Source organism: Nocardiopsis nanhaiensis (assembly GCF_054778635.1).
This window is the reverse complement of record NZ_BAAGZJ010000009.1, coordinates 1-24,804: the sequence shown is the minus strand read 5'-3', so window position 1 is coordinate 24,804 and position 24,804 is coordinate 1. Positions and strand designations below refer to the sequence as shown.

General features: G+C 69.8%; 23 protein-coding genes. 20 read left to right on the top strand and 3 right to left on the bottom strand.

Annotated features, from left to right (window positions below; translation table 11 throughout):
* Window positions 1-158 precede the first annotated feature (158 nt).
* The 19 genes from ACYVD1_RS06195 to ACYVD1_RS06105 all read left to right on the top strand — a co-directional run bounded on the left by ACYVD1_RS06195 (window position 159) and on the right by ACYVD1_RS06105 (window position 20,175).
* Window positions 159-653, top strand: coding sequence for a MarR family winged helix-turn-helix transcriptional regulator (locus ACYVD1_RS06195; protein WP_460769014.1), 495 nt, complete (start codon window positions 159-161; stop codon window positions 651-653).
* Between the two features lie 196 nt (window positions 654-849).
* The gene (locus tag ACYVD1_RS06190) at window positions 850-2,271 is read left to right on the top strand and encodes an NAD(P)/FAD-dependent oxidoreductase (RefSeq protein WP_460769010.1); all 1,422 of its coding nucleotides are present in this window, start codon (window positions 850-852) and stop codon (window positions 2,269-2,271) included.
* Between the two features lie 163 nt (window positions 2,272-2,434).
* Window positions 2,435-3,463 (top strand): N-acetyl-gamma-glutamyl-phosphate reductase, encoded by a 1,029-nt coding sequence (gene argC / locus ACYVD1_RS06185; protein WP_460769007.1) that lies wholly within the window; start codon window positions 2,435-2,437, stop codon window positions 3,461-3,463.
* 14 nt (window positions 3,464-3,477) lie between these two features.
* The gene (locus tag ACYVD1_RS06180) at window positions 3,478-4,236 is read left to right on the top strand and encodes a bifunctional ornithine acetyltransferase/N-acetylglutamate synthase (RefSeq protein WP_460769003.1); all 759 of its coding nucleotides are present in this window, start codon (window positions 3,478-3,480) and stop codon (window positions 4,234-4,236) included.
* A 71-nt stretch (window positions 4,237-4,307) separates the two neighbouring features.
* Window positions 4,308-5,306, top strand: a complete 999-nt coding sequence (argB, locus tag ACYVD1_RS06175; protein WP_460769000.1) for an acetylglutamate kinase — start codon at window positions 4,308-4,310, stop codon at window positions 5,304-5,306.
* A complete protein-coding gene (locus ACYVD1_RS06170) occupies window positions 5,303-6,505 on the top strand; it encodes an acetylornithine transaminase (protein ID WP_460768998.1) in 1,203 nt (400 codons plus the stop codon). Before argB ends, ACYVD1_RS06170 begins: the two co-directional genes overlap by 4 nt.
* A gap of 2 nt (window positions 6,506-6,507) precedes the next feature.
* Window positions 6,508-7,452, top strand: a complete 945-nt coding sequence (gene argF, locus ACYVD1_RS06165; protein WP_460768995.1) for an ornithine carbamoyltransferase — start codon at window positions 6,508-6,510, stop codon at window positions 7,450-7,452.
* Window positions 7,452-7,985: an arginine repressor gene (locus ACYVD1_RS06160; protein ID WP_460768992.1), complete on the top strand. Its 534-nt coding sequence runs from the start codon at window positions 7,452-7,454 to the stop codon at window positions 7,983-7,985. Before argF ends, ACYVD1_RS06160 begins: the two co-directional genes overlap by 1 nt.
* Before the next feature lie 68 nt (window positions 7,986-8,053).
* Window positions 8,054-9,472, top strand: coding sequence for an argininosuccinate lyase (gene argH, locus ACYVD1_RS06155; RefSeq protein ID WP_460768990.1), 1,419 nt, complete (start codon window positions 8,054-8,056; stop codon window positions 9,470-9,472).
* 331 nt (window positions 9,473-9,803) lie between these two features.
* Complete coding sequence (locus ACYVD1_RS06150) at window positions 9,804-12,350, top strand: sensor histidine kinase (RefSeq protein WP_460768988.1); 2,547 nt, start codon at window positions 9,804-9,806, stop codon at window positions 12,348-12,350.
* 1 nt (window position 12,351) lies between these two features.
* Entirely contained in the window at window positions 12,352-12,786 is a 435-nt protein-coding gene (locus ACYVD1_RS06145; RefSeq protein ID WP_460746856.1) for a roadblock/LC7 domain-containing protein, read from the top strand.
* A 38-nt stretch (window positions 12,787-12,824) separates the two neighbouring features.
* The gene (locus ACYVD1_RS06140) at window positions 12,825-13,292 is read left to right on the top strand and encodes a DUF742 domain-containing protein (protein ID WP_460769159.1); all 468 of its coding nucleotides are present in this window, start codon (window positions 12,825-12,827) and stop codon (window positions 13,290-13,292) included.
* Window positions 13,273-13,875, top strand: coding sequence for a GTP-binding protein (locus ACYVD1_RS06135; protein ID WP_460768985.1), 603 nt, complete (start codon window positions 13,273-13,275; stop codon window positions 13,873-13,875). The genes ACYVD1_RS06140 and ACYVD1_RS06135 overlap by 20 nt, the downstream gene beginning before the upstream one ends.
* A 1-nt stretch (window position 13,876) precedes the next feature.
* Window positions 13,877-13,996, top strand: coding sequence for a zinc ribbon domain-containing protein (locus tag ACYVD1_RS06130; protein ID WP_460768983.1), 120 nt, complete (start codon window positions 13,877-13,879; stop codon window positions 13,994-13,996).
* Window positions 13,997-14,262: 266 nt separating this feature from the next.
* A complete protein-coding gene (locus ACYVD1_RS06125) occupies window positions 14,263-15,180 on the top strand; it encodes a sirohydrochlorin chelatase (RefSeq protein ID WP_460768980.1) in 918 nt (305 codons plus the stop codon).
* Between the two features lie 266 nt (window positions 15,181-15,446).
* The gene (locus ACYVD1_RS06120; RefSeq protein WP_460768978.1) at window positions 15,447-17,834 is read left to right on the top strand and encodes a sensor histidine kinase; all 2,388 of its coding nucleotides are present in this window, start codon (window positions 15,447-15,449) and stop codon (window positions 17,832-17,834) included.
* Window positions 17,824-18,276, top strand: coding sequence for a DUF742 domain-containing protein (locus ACYVD1_RS06115; protein WP_460768975.1), 453 nt, complete (start codon window positions 17,824-17,826; stop codon window positions 18,274-18,276). The genes ACYVD1_RS06120 and ACYVD1_RS06115 overlap by 11 nt, the downstream gene beginning before the upstream one ends.
* A gap of 49 nt (window positions 18,277-18,325) precedes the next feature.
* Window positions 18,326-19,543 (top strand): L-2-hydroxyglutarate oxidase, encoded by a 1,218-nt coding sequence (gene lhgO, locus ACYVD1_RS06110; RefSeq protein WP_460768973.1) that lies wholly within the window; start codon window positions 18,326-18,328, stop codon window positions 19,541-19,543.
* A 125-nt stretch (window positions 19,544-19,668) separates the two neighbouring features.
* Window positions 19,669-20,175 carry a hypothetical protein gene (locus tag ACYVD1_RS06105; protein ID WP_460768971.1) on the top strand — a complete coding sequence of 169 codons (507 nt, stop codon included), beginning with the start codon at window positions 19,669-19,671 and terminating at the stop codon, window positions 20,173-20,175.
* Window positions 20,176-20,275: 100 nt separating this feature from the next.
* Here ACYVD1_RS06105 and ACYVD1_RS06100 read toward each other — a convergent pair whose 3' ends face one another.
* From ACYVD1_RS06100 to ACYVD1_RS06090, 3 genes are all read right to left on the bottom strand, one after another.
* On the bottom strand, window positions 20,276-20,992 hold the full coding sequence (locus ACYVD1_RS06100) for an HNH endonuclease family protein (RefSeq protein WP_460768969.1): 717 nt from the start codon (window positions 20,990-20,992) through the stop codon (window positions 20,276-20,278).
* A 155-nt stretch (window positions 20,993-21,147) separates the two neighbouring features.
* A complete protein-coding gene (locus tag ACYVD1_RS06095; RefSeq protein ID WP_460768967.1) occupies window positions 21,148-21,729 on the bottom strand; it encodes a TetR/AcrR family transcriptional regulator in 582 nt (193 codons plus the stop codon).
* Complete coding sequence (locus ACYVD1_RS06090) at window positions 21,722-22,540, bottom strand: alpha/beta fold hydrolase (protein WP_460768965.1); 819 nt, start codon at window positions 22,538-22,540, stop codon at window positions 21,722-21,724. The genes ACYVD1_RS06095 and ACYVD1_RS06090 overlap by 8 nt, the downstream gene beginning before the upstream one ends.
* Before the next feature lie 257 nt (window positions 22,541-22,797).
* Here ACYVD1_RS06090 and tyrS point away from each other — a divergent pair, with 257 nt between their 5' ends.
* A complete protein-coding gene (gene tyrS / locus ACYVD1_RS06085; RefSeq protein WP_460768963.1) occupies window positions 22,798-24,096 on the top strand; it encodes a tyrosine--tRNA ligase in 1,299 nt (432 codons plus the stop codon).
* Window positions 24,097-24,804: the final 708 nt, after the last annotated feature.

Below are 24,804 nucleotides of genomic sequence, written 5' to 3'. Positions count from 1 at the left end.
TAGGACCCACCGGTGGCGAACGTGGCGCCGGTGGGTTATTTATTTTCCTAGGAAAACACTGTCTCGGATTGCTATCCTGGAGTAATATTTACTAGGAAGATACTTCTCCGGTGTGAGGTTGTGGTCGGCCTCCCCGGTGGCACGACAGGGGGAAGCGCATGGCGGTACAGCCGACCGATGTAGATCCGGGCTCGCAGCGGGGCGCCGGGCCGAGCGACGACGACCTGATCACCGCGTGGGGTCTGGTGGCGGAGGCGATGAACTCGATACAGCCGAAGCTGCTGCGCGGGATCACTCCGGATGGACGTGACATGGCGGGCCCGTGGTTCGAGGTTCTCATCCGCCTCCAGCGCACTCCCGGATACCAGTTGCCGATGAGCGCCCTGGCCCGCGAAGTGAGTCTCAGTACGGGCGGTTTCACCAAGTTGGCAGACCGTTTGGAGAGGGAGGGCTACCTGGAGCGTCACAACTGTGCCAGCGACCGCAGAGTCGTCTACGCGACCCTCACCGAGCAGGGGCTCGCCTTCATCGAGGTGGCCAGGGCCAGACACCTCGAACGGCTCCGGGAGCACGTGCTTACCCCGCTCGGGGGCGGCGGGGTTCGACAACTTGCCACGCTCGCGCGTACTCTCCGTGACAGCTCCTGTGATTGACCGGAGTCGCGCACCGGAACTCTCCGTAGTCGAATTCCCGCCGTGCGTGGGTGGGGGCCGTCGCGAAAGTACAGATGACATCCCACGGGCCTTCGTTCCCATGTAGGTTGGGCCCAGTTCGGGGACCCAACTCGGGGTGGGTCGGGAGCACTGAGGTTCCGGGGGAATGATGAGACTGTTCGCCACTGCTGCCCAGATGAGGCCGATTCCCCGATCCTCTCGCTTCGCCAACGGCGGAGTCTCCTTCTGGTTCTGCGAGACCGGCTTGCCTGAGCGCAGGGCCCCTCTTCCCGGCGATGCGGAGTATGACGTCTGCGTCGTCGGGGCCGGCTACACGGGCCTGTGGACCGCCTACTACCTCAAGAAGGACCAGCCTGACCTGCGGGTCGCGGTGATCGAACGCGAGTTCGCCGGCTTCGGAGCCTCCGGTCGTAACGGAGGGTGGCTTTCCGCTGACTTTGGGGGCTCTCGGGAGGATTACGCGCGGTCACACGGCAAGGCGGCCATGGTGGCTTTGCAGCGCGCACTGATGCACACCGTGGACGAGGTGGTCTCGGTCGCCGCGGCCGAGGATATCGACGCCGACATCGTCAAGGGCGGCATGCGCCTGATCGCCAGCAACGCGGCCCAGCGCGAGCGGCTCGAGCAGCACATCGAGTACCTGCAGGACTGGGGGTACTGGCCCGACGACATCCACATGGTGGACTCCGACCGCGAACCCCGGCTCACAGTAGACGGCGCGGTGGCCTCCGGCTATTCTCCGCACGCCGCGCGTCTCCACCCCGCCAAGCTGGTCACCGGGCTGGCCTCGGTGGTCGAGGCGCTGGGCGTGGAGATCTTCGAGGGGACTCCCGTCACGGAGATCCGGCCCCGCGCGGGAAGCGGAACCCCGAGCGTGGTCACCGAGCACGGCACCGTCTCCGCCGGCCACGTCGTCCGGGCCACCGAGGGCTTCACCTCCACACTGCGCGGCCAGCGCCGCCGGTGGCGCCCGATGTGCTCCTCGATGATCGCCACCGAGCCGATCGCCCCTCAGTTCTGGGAGAAGATCGGCTGGGAGGGGAGAGAGGTCCTGGGGGACACGGCGCACTCCTACGTCTACGCACAGCGCACCGCCGACGACCGTATAGCGATCGGGGGCCGCGGAGTTCCGCAAGGTATCGGCTCCCCGCAGGGCAACGACGGCGCCACCCAGCCGCAGGCCATCGCCGAACTCTGGCGTTCGCTCACGGGGATGTTCCCCGACGTCGCGGACGTTCCCATCGAACATGCTTGGTCGGGGGTCCTCGGTGTGCCCAGGGACTGGTCTCCGACCGTGAACCTGGACACCGAGTCCGGCCTCGGCTGGGCGGGCGGCTACGCGAGCAGCGGGGTGTCCACCAGCAACCTGGCCGGGCGCACCCTGCGCGATCTGATCCTGGGCCGCAACACCGACCTGACCCGGCTGCCGTGGGTCGGGCACGAGGTGCGCGGATGGGAGCCCGAGCCACTGCGCTGGATGGGAACGCGGGTGGTGCGTGGCCTGTACCGCACGGCCGACCGGCGCGAGTCCAGGACCGAAGGCGGGGGACACACCTCACGCCTGGCCGACCTGGCGACCCGGATACCGGGTAACTAGGCGGGCACCCGGTCGGTCTGCTGGCCTTCCACCCCTCGGTTCCGAGTCCGTGCCCGGGGCGAATACCCGATCCGGGACGGTGTGATCCGCCCGCGACCCTGCTTGCATAAACTTGCAGTACCATGCATGCTGGTTCAGTCGAACTCGATCAGGGGGTCTCAGTATGGGATACACAGCGGCCATCGCCGGAGCCAGCGGTTACGCCGGAGGCGAGCTGCTGCGCCTGCTCCTAGGGCACCCGGAGATCGAGATCGGCGCCGTCACCGCGGGCAGCAACGCCGGTACCCCCCTGATCCAGCACCAGCCGCACCTGCTGCCGCTGGCCGACCGGATCCTCTCACCCACCACCGTCGAAGAGCTGCGCGGCCACGACGTCGTCTTCCTGGCCCTGCCGCACGGCCAGTCGGCGGACATCGCCCAGCAGCTCGGCGACGGTGTCCTGGTGGTCGACTGCGGAGCGGACTTCCGCCTCAGCGACCCGGACGCCTGGGAACGCTTCTACGGCACACCACATGCCGGGACCTGGCCCTATGGTCTCCCGGAGCTCCCCGGGCAGCGCGAGCGGCTCGCCGGGGCGAGCCGGGTCGCCGTGCCCGGCTGCCACGTCACGGTCGCCACCCTCGGGCTCTTTCCCGGCCTGGCCCAGCAGCTGGTCGAGACCGACCTCACCGTCGTCGCCGTCACCGGAGCCTCCGGCGCGGGCAAGTCACCCAAGCCCCACCTGGTCGGCAGCGAACTCATGGGCGCGCTCAGCCCCTACGGCGTCGGTGGTGCGCATCGGCACAACCCGGAGATCGTCCAGAACCTCACCGCCGTCACCGGCGAACAGGTCCAGCTCTCCTTCACCCCGGTCCTCGCACCCCTGCCCCGCGGCATCCTCGCCACCTGCACCGCGCCCCTCAAACCGGGCGTGACCGCGGACCAGGTCCGCGCCGCCTACGAGACCACCTACGCCGACGAACCCTTCGTCCACCTGCTCCCCGAGGGCACCTGGCCGAACACCGCCATGACGGTGGCCGCCAACACCACTCTCGTGCAGGTCACCGTGGACGCCGACGCGGGCCGCATGGTCGCCGTCGCCGCTCTTGACAACCTGACCAAGGGCACTGCGGGCGGCGCGATCCAGAGCACCAACATCGCCCTGGGCCTGCCCGAGGTCACCGGCCTCCCGCTTGCCGCGGTCGCACCCTAGGAAGAGGGCCCGACGTGAGTGTCACAGCACCCCAGGGCTTCCGCGCCGCGGGCGTGGCCGCCGGCCTCAGGACCGACGGCGCCCGGGACGTCGCCGTCGTCGTCAACGACGGCCCTGCCCGCGCGGCCGGAGCGGCCTTCACCGAACACCCCGACCCGGCCGCGCCGGTCCTCTGGTCCAGGCAGGTCGTCTCGGGCGGACGCGTGCGCGCGGCCGTCCTCAACTCCGGCTGCGCCAACGCGGGCAGGGGCCCCTTGGGTTTCCAAGGCGTCCACTCCGCGGCCGAGAACGCCGGCGAACTGCTCGATGACTCCGCGGCCGAGATCGTGCTCTGCTCCGCCGGCCCCGTCGGCACACCCCTGCCCGTGGAAACCCTGAACGCCGGGGTCGGAGCTGCGCTCGCCGAGGCGGAGCGGGGCGGAGGACTACCCGCCGCCGACGCCATCCGGACCGACGACACCGTGGCCAAGATCGCCTTCCGGCGCGGCGGGGGCGTCACCGTGGGCGGTATGGCCAAGGGGCCGGACAGCTCGCTCGGGGCCGTCCTGTGCGTCCTGACCACCGACGCCGCCCTCAGCGACACGCAGTGCCAGCGCCTGGTCGCCACCGCGACCGCGAAGACCTTTGCTCCGCTCACCGGTACCAACGACACCGTGTTGCTCATGGCCAGCGGCGCGGGCGAGACCACCCCTGACGAAGAGGGCGTCTCCGCGCTGCTCACGCAGGTGTGCGAGGAGCTCGCGGCACAGGTGGGGGCAGACGTCTCCGACTGAACAGGCGTTTCCGACCGGGTGCAAGCCCCCGTTACCCCAGACCAGCAGCACGAGGACAAGCAGGCAGGTTGATGAACTCGCGTCCCTCCGACGACCCCACACAGGACCAGGTCCAGGCCATGGACAAGGCCGCCAACCTCATCGAGGCGCTGCCCTGGCTCTCCCGCTTCCACGGCCGCACCGTCGTGGTCAAGTACGGCGGCAACGCCATGATCAGTGAGGAACTGCGGGTCCGCTTCGCCGAGTCCATCGTCTTCCTCCACTACGCGGGCCTGCGCCCGGTCGTCGTCCACGGCGGCGGGCCGCAGATCAGCGCCATGCTCGACCGCTCCGGCGTGGAGTCCACCTTCACCGCCGGGCTCCGGGTGACCACCGACGAGGCCATGGACATCGTCCGTATGGTCCTCACCGGACAGGTCAACCGGGAGATCGTCGGCCTGATCAACCAGCACGGGCCCTTCGCCGTCGGCATGTCCGGAGAGGACGCCAACCTCCTGTACGCCGAGCGCAAGAGCGTCGAGGTGGACGGATCGACCGTCGACATCGGCCGGGTCGGCGAGGTCAGCGGGGTCAACCCGGGCGCGGTGTCCGCGCTCATCGCGGACGGGCGCATCCCCGTGGTCTCCAGCGTCGCCCGTGCCGACGACGGCGGCGTGTACAACATCAATGCCGACACCGCGGCCTCGGCGCTCGCGGTCGCCCTGGGCGCGAGCAAGCTCATCATGCTCACCGACGTCGAAGGGCTGTTCGCCGACTTCCCGGCCAACACCGACCTGATCAGCCGACTCAACGTGGACGAGCTGCGTGCGCTCCTGCCCTCCCTTTCCTCGGGCATGGTCCCCAAGATGGAGGCGTGCCTGAAGGCGGTCGAGGGCGGCGTGCCCCAGGCCCACATCATCGACGGCCGGGTCCCGCACTCACTGCTCCTCGAGGTCTTCACCGACCAAGGGGTCGGCACCATGGTCGCCGACGAGGTGTTGGAGGCCGAACTCCTGAGCGGCAACGGCCACTACCCGCGCCCCTGGCGCCCCACCGACAACACCACCAAGCAGCCAGGAGGCGCACAGTGACCAGCAGTGACCTGAGGGACCGGTTCGCCGCCTCGCTCATGCCGAACTACGGCGTCCCGCCCGTCGCACTCTCCCTCGGTCGGGGCTGTGAGGCCTACGACGCCGACGGCCGCCAGTACCTCGACCTCATCGCGGGGATCGCCGTCTCCAGCCTCGGTCACGGACACCCCGCCCTGGTCAAGGCGGTCGCCCACCAAGCGGCCACCCTCGCCCACACCAGCAACCTCTTCGTGCACGAGCGCGAGGTCGAGCTGGCCGAACGCCTGGTCGAACTGGTCGGAGGCGACGCCAAGGTCTTCTTCGCCAACTCCGGTACCGAGGCCAACGAAGCCGCCCTGAAGCTGGTCAAGCGGGCCGCGGCTCCGGGCCGCCACTACTTCGTCGCCACGGACCAGGGATTCCACGGCCGCTCCTCCGGTGCCCTGGCCCTGACCGGCAAGGAATCCATCCGGGAACCCTTCGGTCCCTTCGGTATGGACGTGCGCTTCGTGCCCCACGGCGACCTCGACGCCCTGAGCGAGGCGGTGGACGGTCACTGCGTCGCGGTGTTCGTCGAACCCACCCAAGGAGAGGCCGGGGTCGTCCCCGCCCCGGAGGGCTACCTCGCCGGTGTCCGCGCGCTGTGCGACCGGACCGGCGCCGCCTTCGTCCTGGACGAGATCCAGAGCGGCATCGGCCGCACCGGCCGGTGGTTCGCCCACCAGGAGGAGGGTGTGCGACCCGACGTCCTCACCCTGGCCAAGGGCCTGGGCGGCGGGCTCCCCATCGGAGCGTGCGTCGGCTTCGGCGCATTCGCTGACGCCTTCCAAAAGGGTGACCACGGATCCACCTTCGGCGGCAACCCGGTGGCGTGCGCGGCCGCCCTCGCCGTGATCGACACGATCGAGAACGAGGGCCTGCTCGCCCACACCTCGGTCATGGGCAACCTTCTCTCCGAACAGATCGAGGGTGTCGACCACCCCCTTCTCGCGGGCCAGCGCGGGAGCGGACTCTGGCGCGCCATCGAACTCACCGGGCCGTACGCGGCCCACGTCCAGGAACAGGCGATGGTCCGCGGCTTCCTCGTCAACGCCGTCACGGCCGACACGATCCGGCTGGCCCCGCCCCTGGTCATCACACCCGAGCAGATCGGCGTGTTCATCGAGGCCCTGCCGACCATCCTGGACGCCGCCGAGGCCGCCGCGACGAAGGAGAAGTAGACATGCCCCGCCACTTCCTGCGAGACGACGACCTCACACCGGAGGAGCAGGCCCGCGTCCTCGACCTGGCCGACGAGATGAAGCGGGACCGCTTCGGGTTCCGCCCGCTGTCCGGGCCGCGCTCCGTAGCGCTCATGTTCGACAAGCCCTCGACCCGGACCCGCCTGTCCTTCTCCGTCGGCATCGCCGACCTGGGCGGCAACCCCATCGTCCTGGACAGCGGAACCACCCAGATGGGACGGGGCGAGCCCTTGGAGGACACCGCGCGGGTTCTGGAGCGCCAGGTCGGCGCGGTGGTCTGGCGCACCTTCGCCCAGGCCGACATGGAGAACATGGCCCGGCACATCGCCGTTCCGGTGGTCAACGCCCTCACCGACGAGTTCCACCCGTGCCAGATCCTCGCCGACCTCCAGACGGTCCGCGAGTACAAGGGCACACTGGCCGGGCTCACCCTCGCCTACCTCGGCGACGGAGCCAACAACATGTCCCACTCCTACCTGCTGGGCGGCGCCACCGCCGGGATGCACGTGCGGATCGGCGCCCCGGAGGACTACCACCCCGACCCCGTCGTCCTCACCCGCGCCGCCGAGATCGCGGCGGGCACCGGTGGATCGGTCACCGTCACCACGAACTCCCGCGAGGCCGTCGAAGGCGCCGACGCGGTGGCCACCGACGCGTGGGTCTCCATGGGACAGGAGGCGGAGAAGGCGGACCGTGAGGCGCCCTTCCGCGCCTACGCCGTCGACGAGGAGCTCATGACCGCGGCCTCACCCGAGGCGCTCGTCCTGCACTGCCTTCCCGCCTACCGCGGCAAGGAGATCACCGCCGGGGTCATCGACGGCCCCCAGAGCGTGGTCTGGGACGAAGCCGAGAACCGCCGCCACGCGCAGAAGGCACTCCTGGCCTTCCTCCTCGACCGCAGCGACAACCCCCAGGCTGACGAGTGATGACCAACGACCACAGCGGCACGACGGTGCCGATGACCAAGGCCGCAAGACACGCGCGCATCACCGATGTCCTCACCCGTGAGGACGTCCGGTCGCAAGGAGAACTAGCCAGGCGTCTTTCGGAGGCGGGTGTCCAGGTCACCCAGGCCACCCTGTCCAGGGACCTGGACGAACTGGGCGCGGTCAAACTGCGCACCGCCGACGGTTATCTGGCCTACGTGCTGCCGGGGGAGGGCGGCGAACGCCTGCAGCGCACCCGCCCTGACAGCCTCGGCCTCGAACAAGTCTCGGGCGCCCGGCTCACCCGGTTGGCCGAGGACCTGCTCGTCTCGGCCGAGGCCTCCGCCAACATGATCATCGTCCGCACCCCGCCGGGCGCGGCCCAGTATCTCGCGTCGGCCATCGACCACACCGACTTCCACGCCATCTTGGGGACCATCGCCGGGGACGACACCATCTTGGTGATCTCACGCGACCCTGAGGGCGGCGAGGAGCTGGCCGCCGCCCTTCTGCGGTTGGCCGACCGCCGCTAGCACGGCCCCCGGTAGGACGGCCCGAACGGGACCCGTACCCCGTACACCTGAACGTTAAGGAGACCACGATGGCCGACCAGCCCGAGGCCCTGCGCCTGTGGGGCGGCCGCTTCGAAGGCGGCCCGGACCAGGCCCTGGCCCGCCTCTCACTGAGCACCCACTTCGACTGGCGCCTCGCCCGCCACGACATCGCGGGCTCGCGCGCCCACGCCCGCGCCCTGCACCGCGCCGGGCTGCTCAGCGCGGACGAGCTCGACCGGATGCTCGAAGGGCTCGACCGGTTGGAGGCCGACGTGGCCTCGGGGGACTTCACCCCCGTCCTGGAGGACGAGGACGTGCACACCGCGCTGGAGCGCGGCTTCCTCGAGCGGGTCGGCTCCGAGCTCGGCGGGCGGCTGCGCGCCGGACGCTCACGCAACGACCAGATCGCCACCTTGGTGAGGATGTACCTGCGGGAGGAGGCCCGGTCCATCGCCGACCAGCTCCTCGACCTCGTGCGCGCCCTCGCCGACCAGGCCGGCACCCACCCCGGCGCAGCGATGCCGGGCCGCACCCACCTGCAGCACGCCCAGCCGGTCCTGCTCGCCCACCAGCTGATGGCGCACGCGTGGCCCCTGCTCCGCGACGTGGAGCGGCTCCGCGACTGGGACCGCCGCGCCGCGGTGTCCCCCTACGGCTCCGGGGCCCTGGCCGGATCCTCCCTGGGCCTGGACCCTGAGGAGGTCGCCGCCGAGCTCGGCTTCCCGGCTTCCTCGGAGAACTCCATCGACGGCACCGCCGCGCGTGACGTCGTCGCCGAGTTCTCCTTCGTGACCGCCATGATCGGAGTGGACCTGTCCCGCCTGTCCGAGGAGATCATCGTGTGGGCGACGAAGGAGTTCTCCTTCGTCACCCTCGACGACGCCTTCTCCACCGGCTCGTCGATCATGCCGCAGAAGAAGAACCCCGACGTCGCCGAACTCGCCCGAGGCAAGTCGGGCCGCCTGATCGGCGACCTCACCGGGCTGCTCACGACCCTGAAGGGGCTCCCGCTGGCCTACAACCGGGACCTCCAGGAGGACAAGGAGCCGGTCTTCGACGCCGTGGACAGCCTGCACCTGCTGCTGCCCGCCATGAGCGGCATGGTTGCCACCCTGACCTTCCACACCGACCGTATGGCCGAACTGGCTCCGCAGGGATTCTCCTTGGCCACCGACATCGCCGAGTGGCTGGTCCGTGAGCGCGTGCCGTTCCGGGAGGCCCACGAGATCGCCGGCTCCTGTGTGCGGGTGTGCGAAGAGCGCGGCATCGACCTGCCCGACCTGACTGACGCCGACTTCGCGGAGATCTCCGAGCACCTGACCCCGGGGGTCCGCGAGGTCCTCACCGTGCCGGGGTCACTGGCTTCCCGTGCGGGCAAGGGCGGAACCGCTCCCGTCCAGGTCAGCGACCAGCTCGCCCGGCTCCGCTCCGATGTCGAGGAGCACCGCAAGGCCTTTCTGCCCTAGAAATCCCGTGTCCCAGGACCGGGGCACGGCGTAACGGGGGTGCTCCGGAAGCGGAGCGCCGGTCCGATCCGCATCCGGGCGCGAGCCACACTGTGGCCCGCGCCCGGATGTGTTGGGGCGGGCTCTCCACACGAACGGGTTGGCCGTGGCAGGCCGCTTCCAGCAAGCATTATGGAATTCCCCACTCACGCCCCCGGAGAGTGCGATAGCGTCCTGGGACTGCGGGCACCACACGTGTTCCCCTCTGCGCGCAAAGTGATGAAGCGTACGGGGAATCGGCGCGCACAACGCGTGGCGTCCGGTGCCCGCGCAGAGTCCGGGGAGGGGCGCAGTGGGGCAGCCAGGGGGCGCGGAACGCGGGATCAGAACGCAGCTCAATCGAATGGTGCTGATCCCGAGCGTCACCTTCCTCGTGCTCTTCGTCGTCCTCAGCGCCACCACCCTCGCCCAGGCCGTCTCCTTGCGCTCGTCGGTCACCGACGGACGGGCCGGGGCCGAACTCGCCGAAGCCGTCACCGAACTCCAGGACGAGCGCCGGCTCAGCGTCGAGTATCTGGGTAACCCCGGCGGGGACACCCGCCAAGCGTTCGTCGACGCCGCTGACCGCACCGACGAGGCGCTCGCCCGGGTCCATGACTCTTGGGAGACCCTCGAGGGCTCCACACAGACACAGGAGCGCCTCGCAGAGGAATTCCACGAGTCGCCCGCGGCGGTCGAGAGGATACGCGCGGACGCTCTCGGCGACCCCGGTGGGGGAGGAGCCGACGAGTTCGGTGCGGTGTTGGAGACCTACACCGTCGCCATTCACCAAGGCATCCGGCTCTACACGGAAACGGTCAAGGGCCTCGACGACGGTCCGGCCTCCGACGAGGCCAGGGCAGCCACCGATCTGATGTGGGCCCAGGAGAGCTTCGGCAACGCCGACTCAGTCATCACCTCGGTCCTCTCTGAAGGCGAGCTCACCCTGGCCCAGCAATCCGAGGTCGCGACCCTGCGGGGCGACGCGCGCAGCCGACTCGACACTGGGGTCCCGGTCGACGACGGAGCCGCCGAAGGGGACCTGTCACCGGCGGAGCGGCTGATCCGGAGCGAGCCCTGGGTGGAGGCCATGGAGATCGTCGACACCGTCGTCCACCACGAGGCCGCCGTCGACGTCGATCCCTTCACCAACGAACAGACCCGCGATACCGCGCCCCCGTCCGGCCTGGACGGTTGGCGTGCGGCGGCGGACGAGGTCAACGCCGCCCTGGTCGAGGCCGGGTCCGCCCGGGTGGACGCGGTGGTCGAATCGACGGAGGCGGCCAGTTCCTGGATGCTCTCCCTTGCCGTGGGGGGAGGGATCACGTCCATGTTCGCGGGCACCGTCGCCTACGGGATCGCCGCTCGGTCCGCGGCCCGCCTCACCTATCGCCTGGCCAGGCTCAAGGCCCAGACACTCGGGATCGCCCGCAGCGACCTGCCCAGGATCGTGCGCCGCTTGGAGGCGGGCGAGAGCGTCGACCTGGACACCGAGATGAAGCAGCTCGACCACGGCACCGACGAGATCGGCCAGGTGGCCGACGCCTTCGACACCGCCCAGCGCACCGCGGTCAGCGCCGCCGTGAAACAGGCCGATATCCGGTCCGGGGTCAGCCGGGTCTTCCTCGCCATCGCGCACCGCAACCAGTCGCTCGTGCAGCGACAGCTCCAGCTCCTGGACCGGGTGGAGCGTGAGGAAGAGGACCCGGACCTGTTGGAGAGCCTCTTCCAGCTCGACCACCTGGCCACGCGCGGCCGCCGCCACGCCGAGAACCTCATCATCCTGGGCGGGGCCCAACCCGGCCGCCGCTGGCGCCACCCCGTCCCGCTCGTCGACATCCTTCGGGGCGCCATCTCCGAGACCGACGAGTACGCGCGGGTCGAACTCGTCACCGTCCCGGACCTGTCGCTTTCCGGTGCGGTCGTCGCGGACGTCATCCACATGCTCGCGGAGCTGGTCGAGAACGCCACCGCCTACTCTCCGCCGCACACCGACGTCACCATCGCAACGGAGAACGTCCCCAAGGGCGTGGCCATCGAGATCGAGGACCGCGGCCTCGGCATGACGGAGGAGGACCTCGTCAACTCGAACGGCACGCTCAGTGACGCACCCGAGTTCGACGTCATGACCCCCGGTACCGACGGGCGCCTCGGACTGTTCGTCGTGGCCAGGCTCGCGCAGAAACACGACATCCGTGTGCAACTGCGGCCGTCTCCCTACGGGGGCACCCGGGCCGTCGTGCTCATCCCCGGAACACTGGTCGCGTCCTCCGCCGGCACAGGTGCCGACTGGCCCAGGACAGCCGCGATCGCCCGGATGGAGGAGGGAGGCCAGGGGACGGTACGCACCGCCGCCGACCGGGGCGACCCGGCCGACCTGCTCTCCGCGGAAGCGGGACACCGGCAGACCCGGCCGGTACTGCGCTCGGTCCCAGAACACACCGAAGGCGGCGTAGGGACGGAGGAACTCGCACGGGAGAACTCAGTGCTCCGACAGGTGCCGGACCTGGACCCCGAGTCGCCGGAACCGGTACGGGGGAGCGGGCCGCAACCCTTGCCCAAACGGGTGGTCGGTGCCGGTCGGGTGGGTGTCGGACCGGGCCGGGTGGGACTGCCCAGACGGAAGAGGCAGGCCCACCTCGCACCGCAGCTCCGCGACGATCCCGTTTCCGCCTCGGCCGCTGAGGAACCGGATCCGACACCGCAGCGGAGTCCGGAGCAGGCGCGCCGGATGATGGACGCCTTCAGCACGGGGACACGGCGGGGTCGAGCCGAGGAACTCGAACACGACGGCCCAGGGCACAGCAGTGATAACCAGGTCGGTGCGGGAGCCGACGACCACACGGGAGAGAGCGACTGAGATGGTGGGCAAGAGTAAAGCCGCGGACAACCTCGACTGGCTCCTCGACGACCTGGTCGACCGCGTCGTCGGCGCCGACCACGCGATCGTGCTGTCGGCCGACGGGCTGCTGCTCGGGCGCTCCCGAGGGCTGCAACCGGAGGACGCGGAGCACCTTTCGGCGCTGGCGTCCGCGTTTCAGAGCCTGTCCCGGGGGACAGGACGGCACTTCGGCGGCGGTGACGTGCGCCAGACCGTCGTGGAGATGGAGCACTCATACCTGTTCGTCACCGCCGCGGGCGCGGGTGCCTGCCTGGCTGTCCTGGCGACCGAAGACGCCGACGTGGGCCTGGTGGCCTACGAGATGAACCTGAGGGTCAAGCGGGTGGGGCAGTTCCTCACCGCCGCGCCCCGGCTGCCGGGCGAACTCACGCCCATGGGTGGTGGGGGGTCGTGAGTACGTCCGGTGACCGGGGCGGTGCCCCGCTGTCGAGCGTGGCGCCCGCCGCGGGGGAGCCGGGCGGACGTTCCGCCACCCGCCGAGAGACCCAGACCTGGCGCAGGGGCGGGGGGCGCCCGACCTCTGAGGGGCCTTCAGCGGGGGTCAACCCCGGTGACGCGCCTGCCAGTCCCTTGGTCCGGCCCTACACGATGACCAAGGGCCGGACCAGGCCGACCACAGAAGCCCGCGGCCTGGACATGATCACGATCGTGATGGCATCGCGGGACCGGCGAGAGTCCGCGCGGGGCCCCGAACTCCAGGCGATCCTGGAGCTCTGTCGCAGGCCCATATCGGTCGCGGAGATCTCCGCCCGCCTGGACATGCCACTGACCGTGGTCAAAGTCCTCCTGGGCGACCTCGTGGCCGAGGGCGATGTGCGCACCCGGGCAGCGATGCCCGTGACCCAGCTTCCCGAGAAGAAAGTACTTCAGGCGGTACTCGATGGCATCCGCAGACTCTGAGACCCGGCCGGGAGCGCGGGAGACGATCCCCCAGGCCGTGAAGATCATCGTTGCCGGGGGTTTCGGCGCGGGCAAGACCACCATGGTGGGCTCCGTCAGCGAGATCACTCCCCTGAGCACGGAGGAGGTCATGACCGAAGCCAGCTACGGCGTGGACGACCTGGGCGGTGTGGAGAACAAGACCTCCACTACGGTCGCCCTGGACTTCGGTCGCATCACCATCAACGACGACATCTTGCTGTACCTGTTCGGCACACCCGGACAGGACCGCTTCTGGTTCATGTGGGACGAGCTGGCGGAGGGGGCGTTGGGGGCCGTGATCCTGGCCGACACCCGGCGCCTGGACACCTGCTTCCACGCGGTGGACTTCTTCGAGCGCCGCGGGCTCCCGTTCGTTGTCGCGGTGAACCGCTTCGACGGGTCCACCGCCTACGAGGCGGAAGAGGTGCGCGAAGCCCTCGACCTTCCTGCCGAGGTGCCCGTGCTGATGACGGACGCGCGAGAACGCGGGTCCGCGAAGGAGGTGCTCGTCCAGCTCGTCAGCCACGTGATCAACAGCCGCCGCCCGGCGCTGAGTGGTTGATGTGAACGAGAAGATGCCGCTGAACGTGCGGTCATGGAAGTGCCCGCAGTGCGGCATCACCCACGACCGCGACGTGAACGCGGCGGTGAACCTCTTGGCGGCTGGGCTCGCCGACAAGTAAAACGCCTGCGGAGGACTGGTAAGACCGGCCTCGGAGAGCTCAGGGGAGGCACAGGCCGATGAAACAGGAACCTCATTCCGCGAGGGATGAAGCCCCTCCCTTCAGGGGGGGAGAGTCACGGAGCGGTACTACCCCTGGGAGCGCGGCGTCGGTCCGGTATACGTTCAGGAGAATCGCCCCTGAATGTGGCGTTGAACGCTACAATGTCGCGGCAGTGTCCACCGCTTTGACAGCGCACCCCATCCGCCACTCGTCTGAATCCTGGTATGCGAAACTCTGACCGACTTCCCCCACGCGAACTGCCCAAGCGGCGTTCCGGACGCCACCGCAACCCGCTGTCCTTCGACAACTGGTTCGGTACCCCCGCCCTGATCATGGCGGTCCCGGGCACGGCCGAACAGGCCAGGGACGCCGACGGTGAGTCGATCGGTTCCCGAATGGCCGACCTCGTCCGGGCCTACCGCCCCGAGGTCACCATCCGTTTCGGGCACACCGAGGGCCGGGAGCAGAGCCTCGTCGAGGCGCTGGCCGGTCTGGAACACTCCGATGACCGTCCACTCGCCGGGGTCGTGGTTCCCCTTGTCACGGCCCCGCACGCGGAGACCACCGCCGAGATCGAGGCGGCCATCGCCGAGTCCGGCGCCGACGTCCGCGTCACCGAGGGCCTGGGCCCGCACCCGATGCTCGCCGAGGTGCTGCACCTGCGCCTGGCCGAGGCCGGGCTCGTTCGGGCCGACCGTATGCGGCTGATCAGCGTCACCGCCCGCAACACCACCATGGCCGACGGCGTGATCGTCGGCGCCGTCGGTGGGGAGGGCGCTGTGGGGGCCGCGGGTGTCACCGCGGTCCTGCTCGCCGCTCGTCTCGGTCTGACCGTGCTTCCTGCGGACCTGGAGGACGAGGCCTCACTCGAGCAGGTCAGTGCCCAACTCCACCAGGGTGGTAGCCAGCGCCCCGTTATCGCGCCCAGCGCAGTAGGCCCGGAGCTGCCCGAGGAGCGCCTCTCCGCGCTCGCCGAGCGCTTCGGTGCCCAGGCCTGTGCACCGCTCGGCGCGGACAGCCTTCTGGGTAAGATCGCGGCGCTGCGCTACGCCGAGGTGCTGAACTCACTCGGAGTGGAGCAGCCGCCGACGGCTGAGGAGCTGCCCGCACCGGTGGGGTCCCGGCACCGCCCGGACAGCTGACCCCGAGATCTGCTTCGCGGAAACCTCGCACAGGGCCGCCCGGACCTCCGGGTGGCCCTGTGGCGTTGAGTGGGGCTTGAACTGCGCCTTCGTCCCGCTTCCGCGCCCCTTAACACTGGGTCGGCCGGAGGCCTTGGCACGATGGATAACTATTCGTGATTATTTGACAACGCACGGCAATGATTTTTCGATAGCCTCGGCAGGACCGAAAGCAGCCGTGGCGCCACTCCCGGTAGCCTCGGCACCCGCTCGGGCCGGAGGGGGCCATGCGCAGAACCCACGCGTCCACCCGGACGATCCGCGGGCAGCTCACCCGCATAGTGCTCATCCCGAGTCTGTGCTTCCTCGCGCTCTGGCTCATCGTGGCCACGCTTGGCACAGCCCAGGCAGCACAGCTCATGAGCGCCGTCAACCAAGCCAGTGAGGGCACGGAGGTCCTCTCCAGGGCCGCGGCCGAACTCCGTGCGGAACGCCGCCTCTCACTGGTCCACCTCGGTGAACAGGACAGCGGCGGCTCCTCCACGGTGCAGGACGAACTGGCCGAGCAACGGGAGGGTACGGACGGCGCTTTCGACGGCGCGGTCGACCATGCCGCGCGGCTGAGCGAGGGCGGTGACGAAGAGGTGGGCCGGAGCGCCGCCGTCGTGGCCGAAGGCGAAGAGGAGCTGACGGCACTGCGGACGGCGGTCGACGACCGCACCGCGAACCGGGAGGAGGCCCTCGCCCGCTACGAGGGCCTCCTGGAGTCCCTTCTCGACACCACTACGGCGCTTCTGCACACGACGGAAGGCGGCGAGAACCTCACCGACGCAGTCCTCACCCGACAGCTGCTGACCGCGCGCGAGGACTACGCGGCGGCGGACGCCCTGCTTGCCGGGGTCATCGCCACCGGTCGGATGACCTATGAGGAGACCGCGCACTTCACGTACCTCACCGCCTCCTACCGGGGCACGCTGGACACCGCCAGCCACGCCATGCACCCGAGCGTGCAGGCCGAGTACGAGACCCTGACGGCGGAGGAGGAGTGGACCGCGGCCGAAGGCCTCAGCCGGAGCGTCGTCACCCGGCCGCCGGTCGCGGAGGCCCCCGACGACGGCGGCGGGGAGGAGGTCCTGAGCGAGTGGAACTCGACCATCGACGTCGAGGCGGCCGAGTGGGACGCGTCCTCGTACCCCACTGCCCTCGCCCTGGACGGCCTCGCCGAGACCCAGGCCGAACGCGCTGTCGACCTCGCGTGGAGTGCCGCACTCCTGAGGGTCTCCCTCGGTGTCGCCGCCGCGGCCGTCACCCTGGTCGGCGGGGTGTTCGCCATCGCCCTCGTGGGCCGCTCGTCACGCCGCCTCACGGAGCGCCTCGACTGCCTGCGGGAGCAGATACTGGACCGGGATGCGGACCTGCCCGACATCATCGACCGGGCCCAGAGAGGGACCAAGGTCGACGTCGTCGATGAGCTCCCGCCGCTCGACGAGGAGGGTGAGGACGAGATCGGGCAGGTCGCCGACGCCTTCGACAGCGCGCAGATCACCGCGGTGGAGGCCGCCGTCCGGCAGGCCGAGATCCGCCGCGGGGCCAACCGCGCCTTCCTCGGAATCGCCTTCCGCAACCAGACCCTCGTCCAGCGCCAGCTGCGCCTGCTCGACGAGATCGAGTACCGGGAACAGGACCCCGACGCGCTCCGACGGCTCTTCCGGCTGGACCACCTGGCCACGCGGGCGCGCCGTTACGCCGACAACCTCATCATCCTAGGCGGTGGCCAGTCCGTCCGCCGTTGGCGCCAGCCCCGGCCCCTCGTGGACGTTCTGCGCGCGTCGATCGCGGAGACCGAGGACTTCGACCGGGTCCGGCTGACCTCCGCGCCCCGGGTGCTCATGCACGGCCAGGTCGTGGCCGACATCGTTCACCTGCTCGCGGAGCTCGTGGAGAACGCCACGCAGTTCTCACCCGCAGGCACCCCCGTCGACGTCGGCTGCGCGTCGGTCGCCGGCGGACTCTTGGTGGAGATCGAGGACCGGGGCCTCGGCATGTCCGAGCAGGGGTACGCGGCCGCTGAGCGCACGCTCACCCGTCCACCCGAATTCGACGTGATGGCTCTGCCGGACGATCCGCGCCTGGGCCTGTTCGTCGTGGCCCGGCTCGCCGAGCGCCACGGTGTCCGGGTGTGGCTCCACCCCTCTCCGTACGGCGGGACCCGGGCCACCGCCCTCATCCCGGACAGTCTCCTGGAACCCGTGGACAACCCGCTCGCGACCAGCGGCGCCCCCGTCGGGGCCCCGCACTTCCCGGGAGCGCTGAGCCACGCGGGAACGTACGTACCTTCAGGGCCGCAGAGCGTGGGGTCGCCCTCAGGCCCGCAGGGGCCGTACGGATGGCCGTGGCAGGGGGCGAACGGCCATTCCGGTCCCCACGGAGGCCCCGCCCCGGGGTCCGGGCCCGGATCCCAGTCCGGCCCTCATCCTCAGGTCCATCCACAGGACCAGTCCGGTCCCCAACCCCAGGCCCGGCCGCAGCCTCAGAGTCCGCCCCAGGACCAATCTCCGACCCGGTCACAACCCCAAGCGGGGCACTCCGGGGCGCAGGGGGCCGTCTCCCCTTGGCCCCGATCCGACACCACGCCCTTCCAGACACCGCCAAGAGGAGGACCCAGTGAGCGCTGAGGGCCGCCACGCCCGTCGCCTGGCGGGCTGTGGCGCGGCCGACCGTCCCGACGGGAACGGACCCAGACCCTCCGAGGAGGGGGAGGCCGCGGAGAACGAACGGTTCCTGCGCCCTTACGCCGTCGACGCCGGGAACGTTGAGCGGGCCGCGCCGCCCACCACCACAACCCTGGACATCGACCTGCTCACCCTTGTCGTGGCGGCCCGTACCCCGGGCCGTCACGAGTGGCTGCGGCCGGAGCGGGAGACCATCCTCCACCACGCGCTGAGGGCCCGGACCGTCGCAGAGCTGGCCGCCGAGGTCGGACTGCCCACCGGCCAGGTCCGGATCATGGTCGCCGACATGGTCTCGGACGGAGCACTCCAGCGCTGCGGTCCTTCCAGGCCCCTCGGCCGGGAGGACGTCCTGCACGCGGTCCTCGTCGGCCTGCGCGCACTCTGAACCCGGCCCGCACGCCTGCCGCGCGGAGCCGGATTGCTAGCGTTCGCCCATGCGCAGCACCGAACACATCGGCATCATCGGAGCGGGGATCGTCGGTCTGGCCCTGGCCCGCCACATCACCCTCCACCGCCCCGGCACCCGCGTCACCGTCCTGGAGAAGGAGAAACGGGTCGCCGCGCACCAGACCGGCCACAACAGCGGAGTCGTCCACGCCGGGCTCTACTACCGGCCAGGGTCGCTCAAGGCCACGCTGTGCCGCCGAGGGGTAGGGCTGCTCAGGGACTACTGTGCCGAGAACTTCCTGCCCTACGAGGAAGCGGGCAAGCTGCTGGTCGCCGTGGACGGCGAAGACGAGTCGCGCCTGGACGGCATCGAGCGCCGAGCCAAGGAGAACGGTGTTCCCGGCGTGACCCGTTTGGGCCCGGAGGGGATTCAGGAGGTCGAACCCCATGCGGCGGGGATCGCCGGACTGCACTCGCCCACCACCGCCATCACCGATTTCGTCGCGGTCGCGGAGCAGCTCGCCGACGACGTGCGCTGCTCCGGAGGCAGGGTCCTGCTCAACACCCCCGTCATCGACCTGCGCCAGAACCACGACGGCGCGGAGGTCCTGACCGGAGACCCCAAGGGGGAGCGGACCGTCCACCGCTTCGACCGCCTGATCCTCTGCGGCGGGCTGCAGAGCGACCATCTCGCGGGATTGGCGGGAGGACCCTCCGACCCCCGCGTCGTCCCCTTCCGCGGCCATTACCACGAGCTCGTCCCCGAACGCCGGGACCTGGTACGAGGTCTCCTCTACCCGGTCCCCGACCCCCGCTATCCGTTCCTGGGCGTGCACCTGACGCGCCACATCGGCGGCGAGGTGATGGCCGGGCCCAACGCCATCCTCGCCACCGCCCGCGAGGGGTACAGTGCCCGGGACGTGCGCCCTGCTGAACTCGTCCAGACCCTCGCCTGGCCCGGTTTCTGGCGACTGGCACGCAGGCACTGGTCCGTGGGAGCCCGGGAGACCCTGGTGTCGGCCTCCCGGGCGGTGTTCGCCGGCCAGGCCCGCCGCCTGCTTCCCGAGATCACCGCGGCCGACCTGCGCCCCGCACCGGCCGGTGTACGCGCCCAGGCACTGGCCCGCGACGGCTCCCTGCTGGACGACTTCCATGTGGACACCCACGGCCGCGTGGTGTGCGTGCGCAACGCCCCCTCACCCGCGGCCACCTCTTCTCTGGCCATCGCCGAGTTCCTGTACGACCGGTTCGTCAACGGGTACTGACTCCCGGTGTGTCGGAACGGGTTTATCCACAGGTTCAGGGACACCCTGGTGCTGGTCACCGTCCCGGCCGACCATGGAAAAACCGGCGGTCCGGGAGGGTCCCGCGGTCCCCGGTGGAGGTGACCATGTCCCTGACCAGGTGCGTCTCGGTGGCCCTCGCCACCATGCTCGCGCTCGTTCTCACGGCGGCCGCGCCCGCTGCCGGCCCACGAGGAGGACCCTTGGACGGATTCACGATCGGCCATCTGCCCGCACCGGTCGACGAGGAGACCTCGGTCTCGGACTTCCCCTACGAATGGGAGGACGTCTCCTTCACCTCCCGGATGTGGGAACAGGCCAAGGAGGGCGGGGGTTTCCAGGTGGTGCTCCAGGTCCTGGTGCTGCGCGGGGAGAAGCTCACCGACCTGGCGGCGGTCCGTGCCTTCCTCGCCCACTACCACGAGAACGACCCCGCCACCTGGGACCTCGCGGAATTCGACAACAACGGCACCGTCGGCCTGTACGGCGAGTCCGAGGCCTTCTGGAGTGCGGGGGAAAGGGTCGCGGTCGAGGTCCGCGACCCCTCCGGCCTCCTTGGAAAGGAGGAAGTCCTCGCCACGGCACGGGGCATCGGCACGGAGGACGCGCCCTAGGCACGTGCCCCGGACGCACGCCCCGGATACGCGTGTCCGCATGGGCGGGGCTGCCGACCGCGGCCTTCGGTCAGCAGCCCCCTCCAAGGGACTCAGGGACTCAGCAGCCCTCGAGAACCTCGTGCAGGGCGGCTTCCTCGTCCTGGTCGACACTCAAGTCCCACTCGTGCTTGACCTCGATCCAGGAGACCACGTAGTCGCAGTGCGCGGACTCCTGCGGGGGGAGCCAGTCGGCGGGGTCGGAGTCGCCCTTGGCGCGGTTGGAGGTGGCGCTCACGGCCCACAGCTGGGTGGAGTCGAGATCGTTGGCGAACTGCTGGCGCCGCTCGGTCGACCACTCGTGGGCCCCCGACCGCCAGGCCTCCTTGAGCGCAACCATGTGGTCGATGTCGATGTCCTGCGCGTCCGTCAGGGTCTCCCCGTCGAACGGGCTGTACCAGGAACCGGACACCGGCTGGCAGTTGTCGTCGGTCTCCACGTCCTCGCCGTCGCGGAGCAGGACGACCTGCCGGGTGGTGCAGTTGTCCTCGACCCCGGAGTCCCAGTGCGGGAAGAGCGCCCGGTCGTACCCGGGCGGGTCCTCCTCGTCCTCGACCCGGAGTTCCGCCAGCTGTTGTCCGGCCTGCTCCACATCGTCGGAGGAGGCGGCACCAGGGGAACCCTGCGGCTCAGCGCCGGGGGTTCCGGTCTCCAGGTCGAGCACGCCGAGCTGCTGGAGTACGACGGCTGCGATCACCAGGGCACCGATCACCGTGCCGATGATCGCCACGGGCCCTGAAGTGGACTTTCCACGCTTCGCGGAGGATCTCTTGGCCATCTGGGGGCTCCCACACTGTCTCGCTTCCCGGGACGGGCGGGTCGACCGTCCGGGCCCTCAAGCCTGGCCCATCAGGCGGCCCACCCGGAACGGTGGGATGCGGACCTGCCGCTCCGGCCGCCTGAGCACTGCGGCCCCTGCGGTCCGCCGGAGAGTCAGTCCGTCGGCTCGCTCCCCGGCCTGTTCTCCAGTGCCCGGACGAACCCCTCGACCAGGACCGTGTAACTCTCGTCGATGTCCTCCGGCATCCTGAACCCGCCCTGTGCCTCGAGGTCGACGAAGCCGTGCACGGCGCTGCGCAGCGCCCGGATGGTGTGGACCAGCTGCTCCTCGGGGATCTCGAAGCCGCGCAGGACCGCCGCGATCACCTCGACGGGTTTGGCGAAGGTCGCGTACGCCTCGGGGTCCGACGGTGCTGGTCCCCGCTGGGTCGCCGCGTAGCGGCCCGGGTGTTCGTGCGCGTAGTTCCGGTAGGCCCTGAAGATCGCACGGACGGCGTCGGAACCGGACCGCCCCACCGCGGCCCCCTGGATCCGGTCACCCAGTTCGGTCACGGCGAGGAGGGCCACCTCGCGCCGCAGCCCGGACAGGCCGTCGACGTGCTTGTACAGGCTCGGTGTCGCCACACCGAACCTCTTCGCCAGCGCCGAGAGCGACAGTGCGTCGAATCCCTGTTCATCGCTGAGCACCGCGGCCTCGGCAACGACCAGCTGCGGGGTGAGGCCGACCCTAGGCACCGGCGTTCACCTTCTCGATGAGGTCGACGAGGGCGGGCGCCGTGACGTCGGGCCGCTGCGACTGCGCGTAGTGACCGCAGTCGGGAACCATCACCACGCTGCCGCGCACGACCGAGGCAACCCAGTCGGCTTCGGCACGGGGATCCTTCCAGTCCGGGTCCTGGTCACCCATGATCACCACGGCCTCGGCGGCAGGGGGCTCGGCCCCCTCGATCCACTCGACCGTCCTCTTCGGGCCGTTGATGGTCTCCCGGACCACCCGGTAGCGGTCGGCGGGGCGGAGCATGTGGCGGATGCGCGCCAACTGCTCGTCGTGTCCTTCGGGGGTCCGCCCGGCGTGGAGGCTGTCGTAGAAGCGGGTCAGTGCTCGCGGCGCCCAGGGGCGGGCGAGCAGAACCTTGAGCATGGCCCTCTTCGCCCAGCTGGTCTTGGGGACCCGCAGGAAGGGACCGAGGAGGGCAATCCCCGCAACCAGGTCGGGGCGGTCCAGGGCGGCGATGGTCACCGCGCCGGCCCCCAACGAGTTCCCGACCATGACGACCCGGCCCCCGCCCAGTTCCTCAGCCAGGGCGGTTGCGTCGGTGGCGGCGGCGAGGTCGGTGTGGTCGCTGAAAGTGATGTCGCTGTCGCCGTGTCCGCGCAGGTCCATGACGGCCACCCGGTGCCCGGCAGCGGCGAGGGCCGCTCCCACGAACCGGAAGGAGGCCCGGTGGTCGAACATGCCGGGAACGCAGATCACGAGCATGCCGGAGTTTTCGCTCCCGTGCAGGTCGTAGGCGATCCGTCCCTCGGGGCGCCGGAGGTGGTGCATGACGGTGCTCCCTCGTCCGTGGTTCTGGACTTCTTGGCTTATACCCATAGCCATAAAGCTAAATCCATTAGCAAAGCGAGTCAAGAGCGCCGCCAGAGCTTCGGAGGAGAAGGCGGGGAACGCCGAATGACCTGCGGTGGTAGTCGGCCGATAGCGTGGTCGTGTGAGGGATATCCGGGTGACCCACCGGTGCACCCGGCCTACACTGCTAGGCAGATCGGGCCGCAGGGCCCGCCTACACAACAGAGAGCTACACAGTGATCGACATCATCGACGAACTCCAGTGGCGCGGCCTCATCGCGCAGACGACCGACCTTGACGCACTCCGCAAGGCGCTGGCCGATGGTCCGATCACCCTCTATTGCGGGTTCGACCCGACGGCGGGCAGCCTCCACGTCGGCCACCTCACCCAGGCGCTCACTCTGGCCCGCTTCCAGCAGGCCGGGCACCGTCCGATCGCCCTCGTGGGCGGCGGCACGGGCCTCATCGGTGACCCGAAGCCCAACGCCGAGCGTCAGATGAACTCGGCGGAGACGGTGCAGGGCTGGGTCGGCAACCTGGCCGGGCAGCTCTCGTCCTTCCTGAGGTTCACCCCCGAAGGCGAGCAGGCCGGTCCCACCGACGCGATCCTCGCCAACAACGGGGACTGGCTGGGCGAGGTCAACGCGATCGAGCTGCTCCGTGACGTGGGCAAGCACTTCAGCATCAACCAGATGCTGGCCCGCGAGACGGTCAAGAGCCGCCTCGAAGGCGAGGGCATGAGCTACACCGAGTTCAGCTACGTGCTCCTCCAGTCCTACGACTACGTCGAGCTTTACCGGCGTCACGGCTGCACCCTGCAGATCGGTGGTTCCGACCAGTGGGGCAACATCACCGCCGGCCTGGACCTGGTCCGCCGGATCGACGGCAACGAGCCGCACGGCCAGGCACACGGCCTGACCACGAACCTGCTGACCAAGGCCGACGGCACCAAGTTCGGAAAGACCGAGTCGGGAACCATCTGGCTCGACCCGGAGCAGACGTCGCCGTACGCCTTCTACCAGTTCTGGTTCAACGCCGACGACCGTGACGTCATCCGCTACCTCAAGGTGTTCAGCTTCCTGTCCCAGGACGAGATCGCCGAGCTGGAGCGCCAGACCGAGGAGCGTCCGCAGGCCCGTGCCGCTCAGCGCGTACTGGCGGAGACGCTGACGACACTGGTCCACGGCGAGGAGGAGACCGGCAAGGTCAAGGCGGCCAGTCTGGCGCTGTTCGGTCGTGCAGACCTGGCCGAGCTGGACGCCCGAACCCTCGACGCGGCCCTTTCCGAGGTGCCCAAGGTCGAGGTCGAGGGCCAGGTCGAGGAACTGCTCGTCAGCGACCTGTTCGCCCAGAGCGGCCTGGCGCCGAGCAAGTCCGCGGCCCGCCGTGCCATCCAGGAGGGCGGCGCTTACGTGAACAACGTGAAGGTGACCGACGTGGAAGCCAAGCTCGCCGCTGCGGACGTACTCCAGGGCCGCTTCGTCGTGTTGCGCAAGGGCAAGCGCAATATCGGCGGGGCTGTACTGAAGGGTTAGGGCGCCAGGGCCTCCAGCAGAGGTGAGCGGCTCAGGATCGGGCCGTTCAGCGCTGTAAGCCTCCAGGTTGCGTGGCCGTGCCAACCAGGGCGTGGGCCGGATTCCCACCGGGGGAGCCGGCCCACCCTGTGCCCGGGAGCAGATCCGGACACCAAATCCAGGTTTGACTCCGTCATCATTCGGGCAAGATGCCCGATGTCTGACAAAAGCCGACGTAACCGCGCGAGCTTGGTGTGAAGCTCGCGCACGTCAGGGGCCTTGAGAAACCGCCCAAACCGGGGCGATCGAGGCCCGGATCGCCGACAGGGCAACGGATCCGGGTCTTGATTTGACGTCTCCCTCCGGCATCCCTACACTCGAAAGAGTCGCTGCGGGACGGCGAGCGGATCCCCTGGGGATCTGGCTCAGCACCGGGCCGCGATCACAGACACACTCTTTCTCCACTGAGCCGAGATGGTTCGGGCACTGCCCGGAGCATGTAAGCTCGGAGAGTTGCTTCAGACGCCGGGCGGAAACGCAGGGCGAAAGAAGCGAAACGGGCTTTACCCCGATCTTGGGTTTAGTGGAAACACTGCCGAAACCGCCGATTTGGCGGGGTGCGGAACACCTGATAAAGTAAAGAACACAAAGAAGCGGAAACGCAGACGCCTTCCACGGAAGAGCAGCCAGGGCGAGAGTTCAGGCGCTTGTACGGGAAGAGTGATTGTT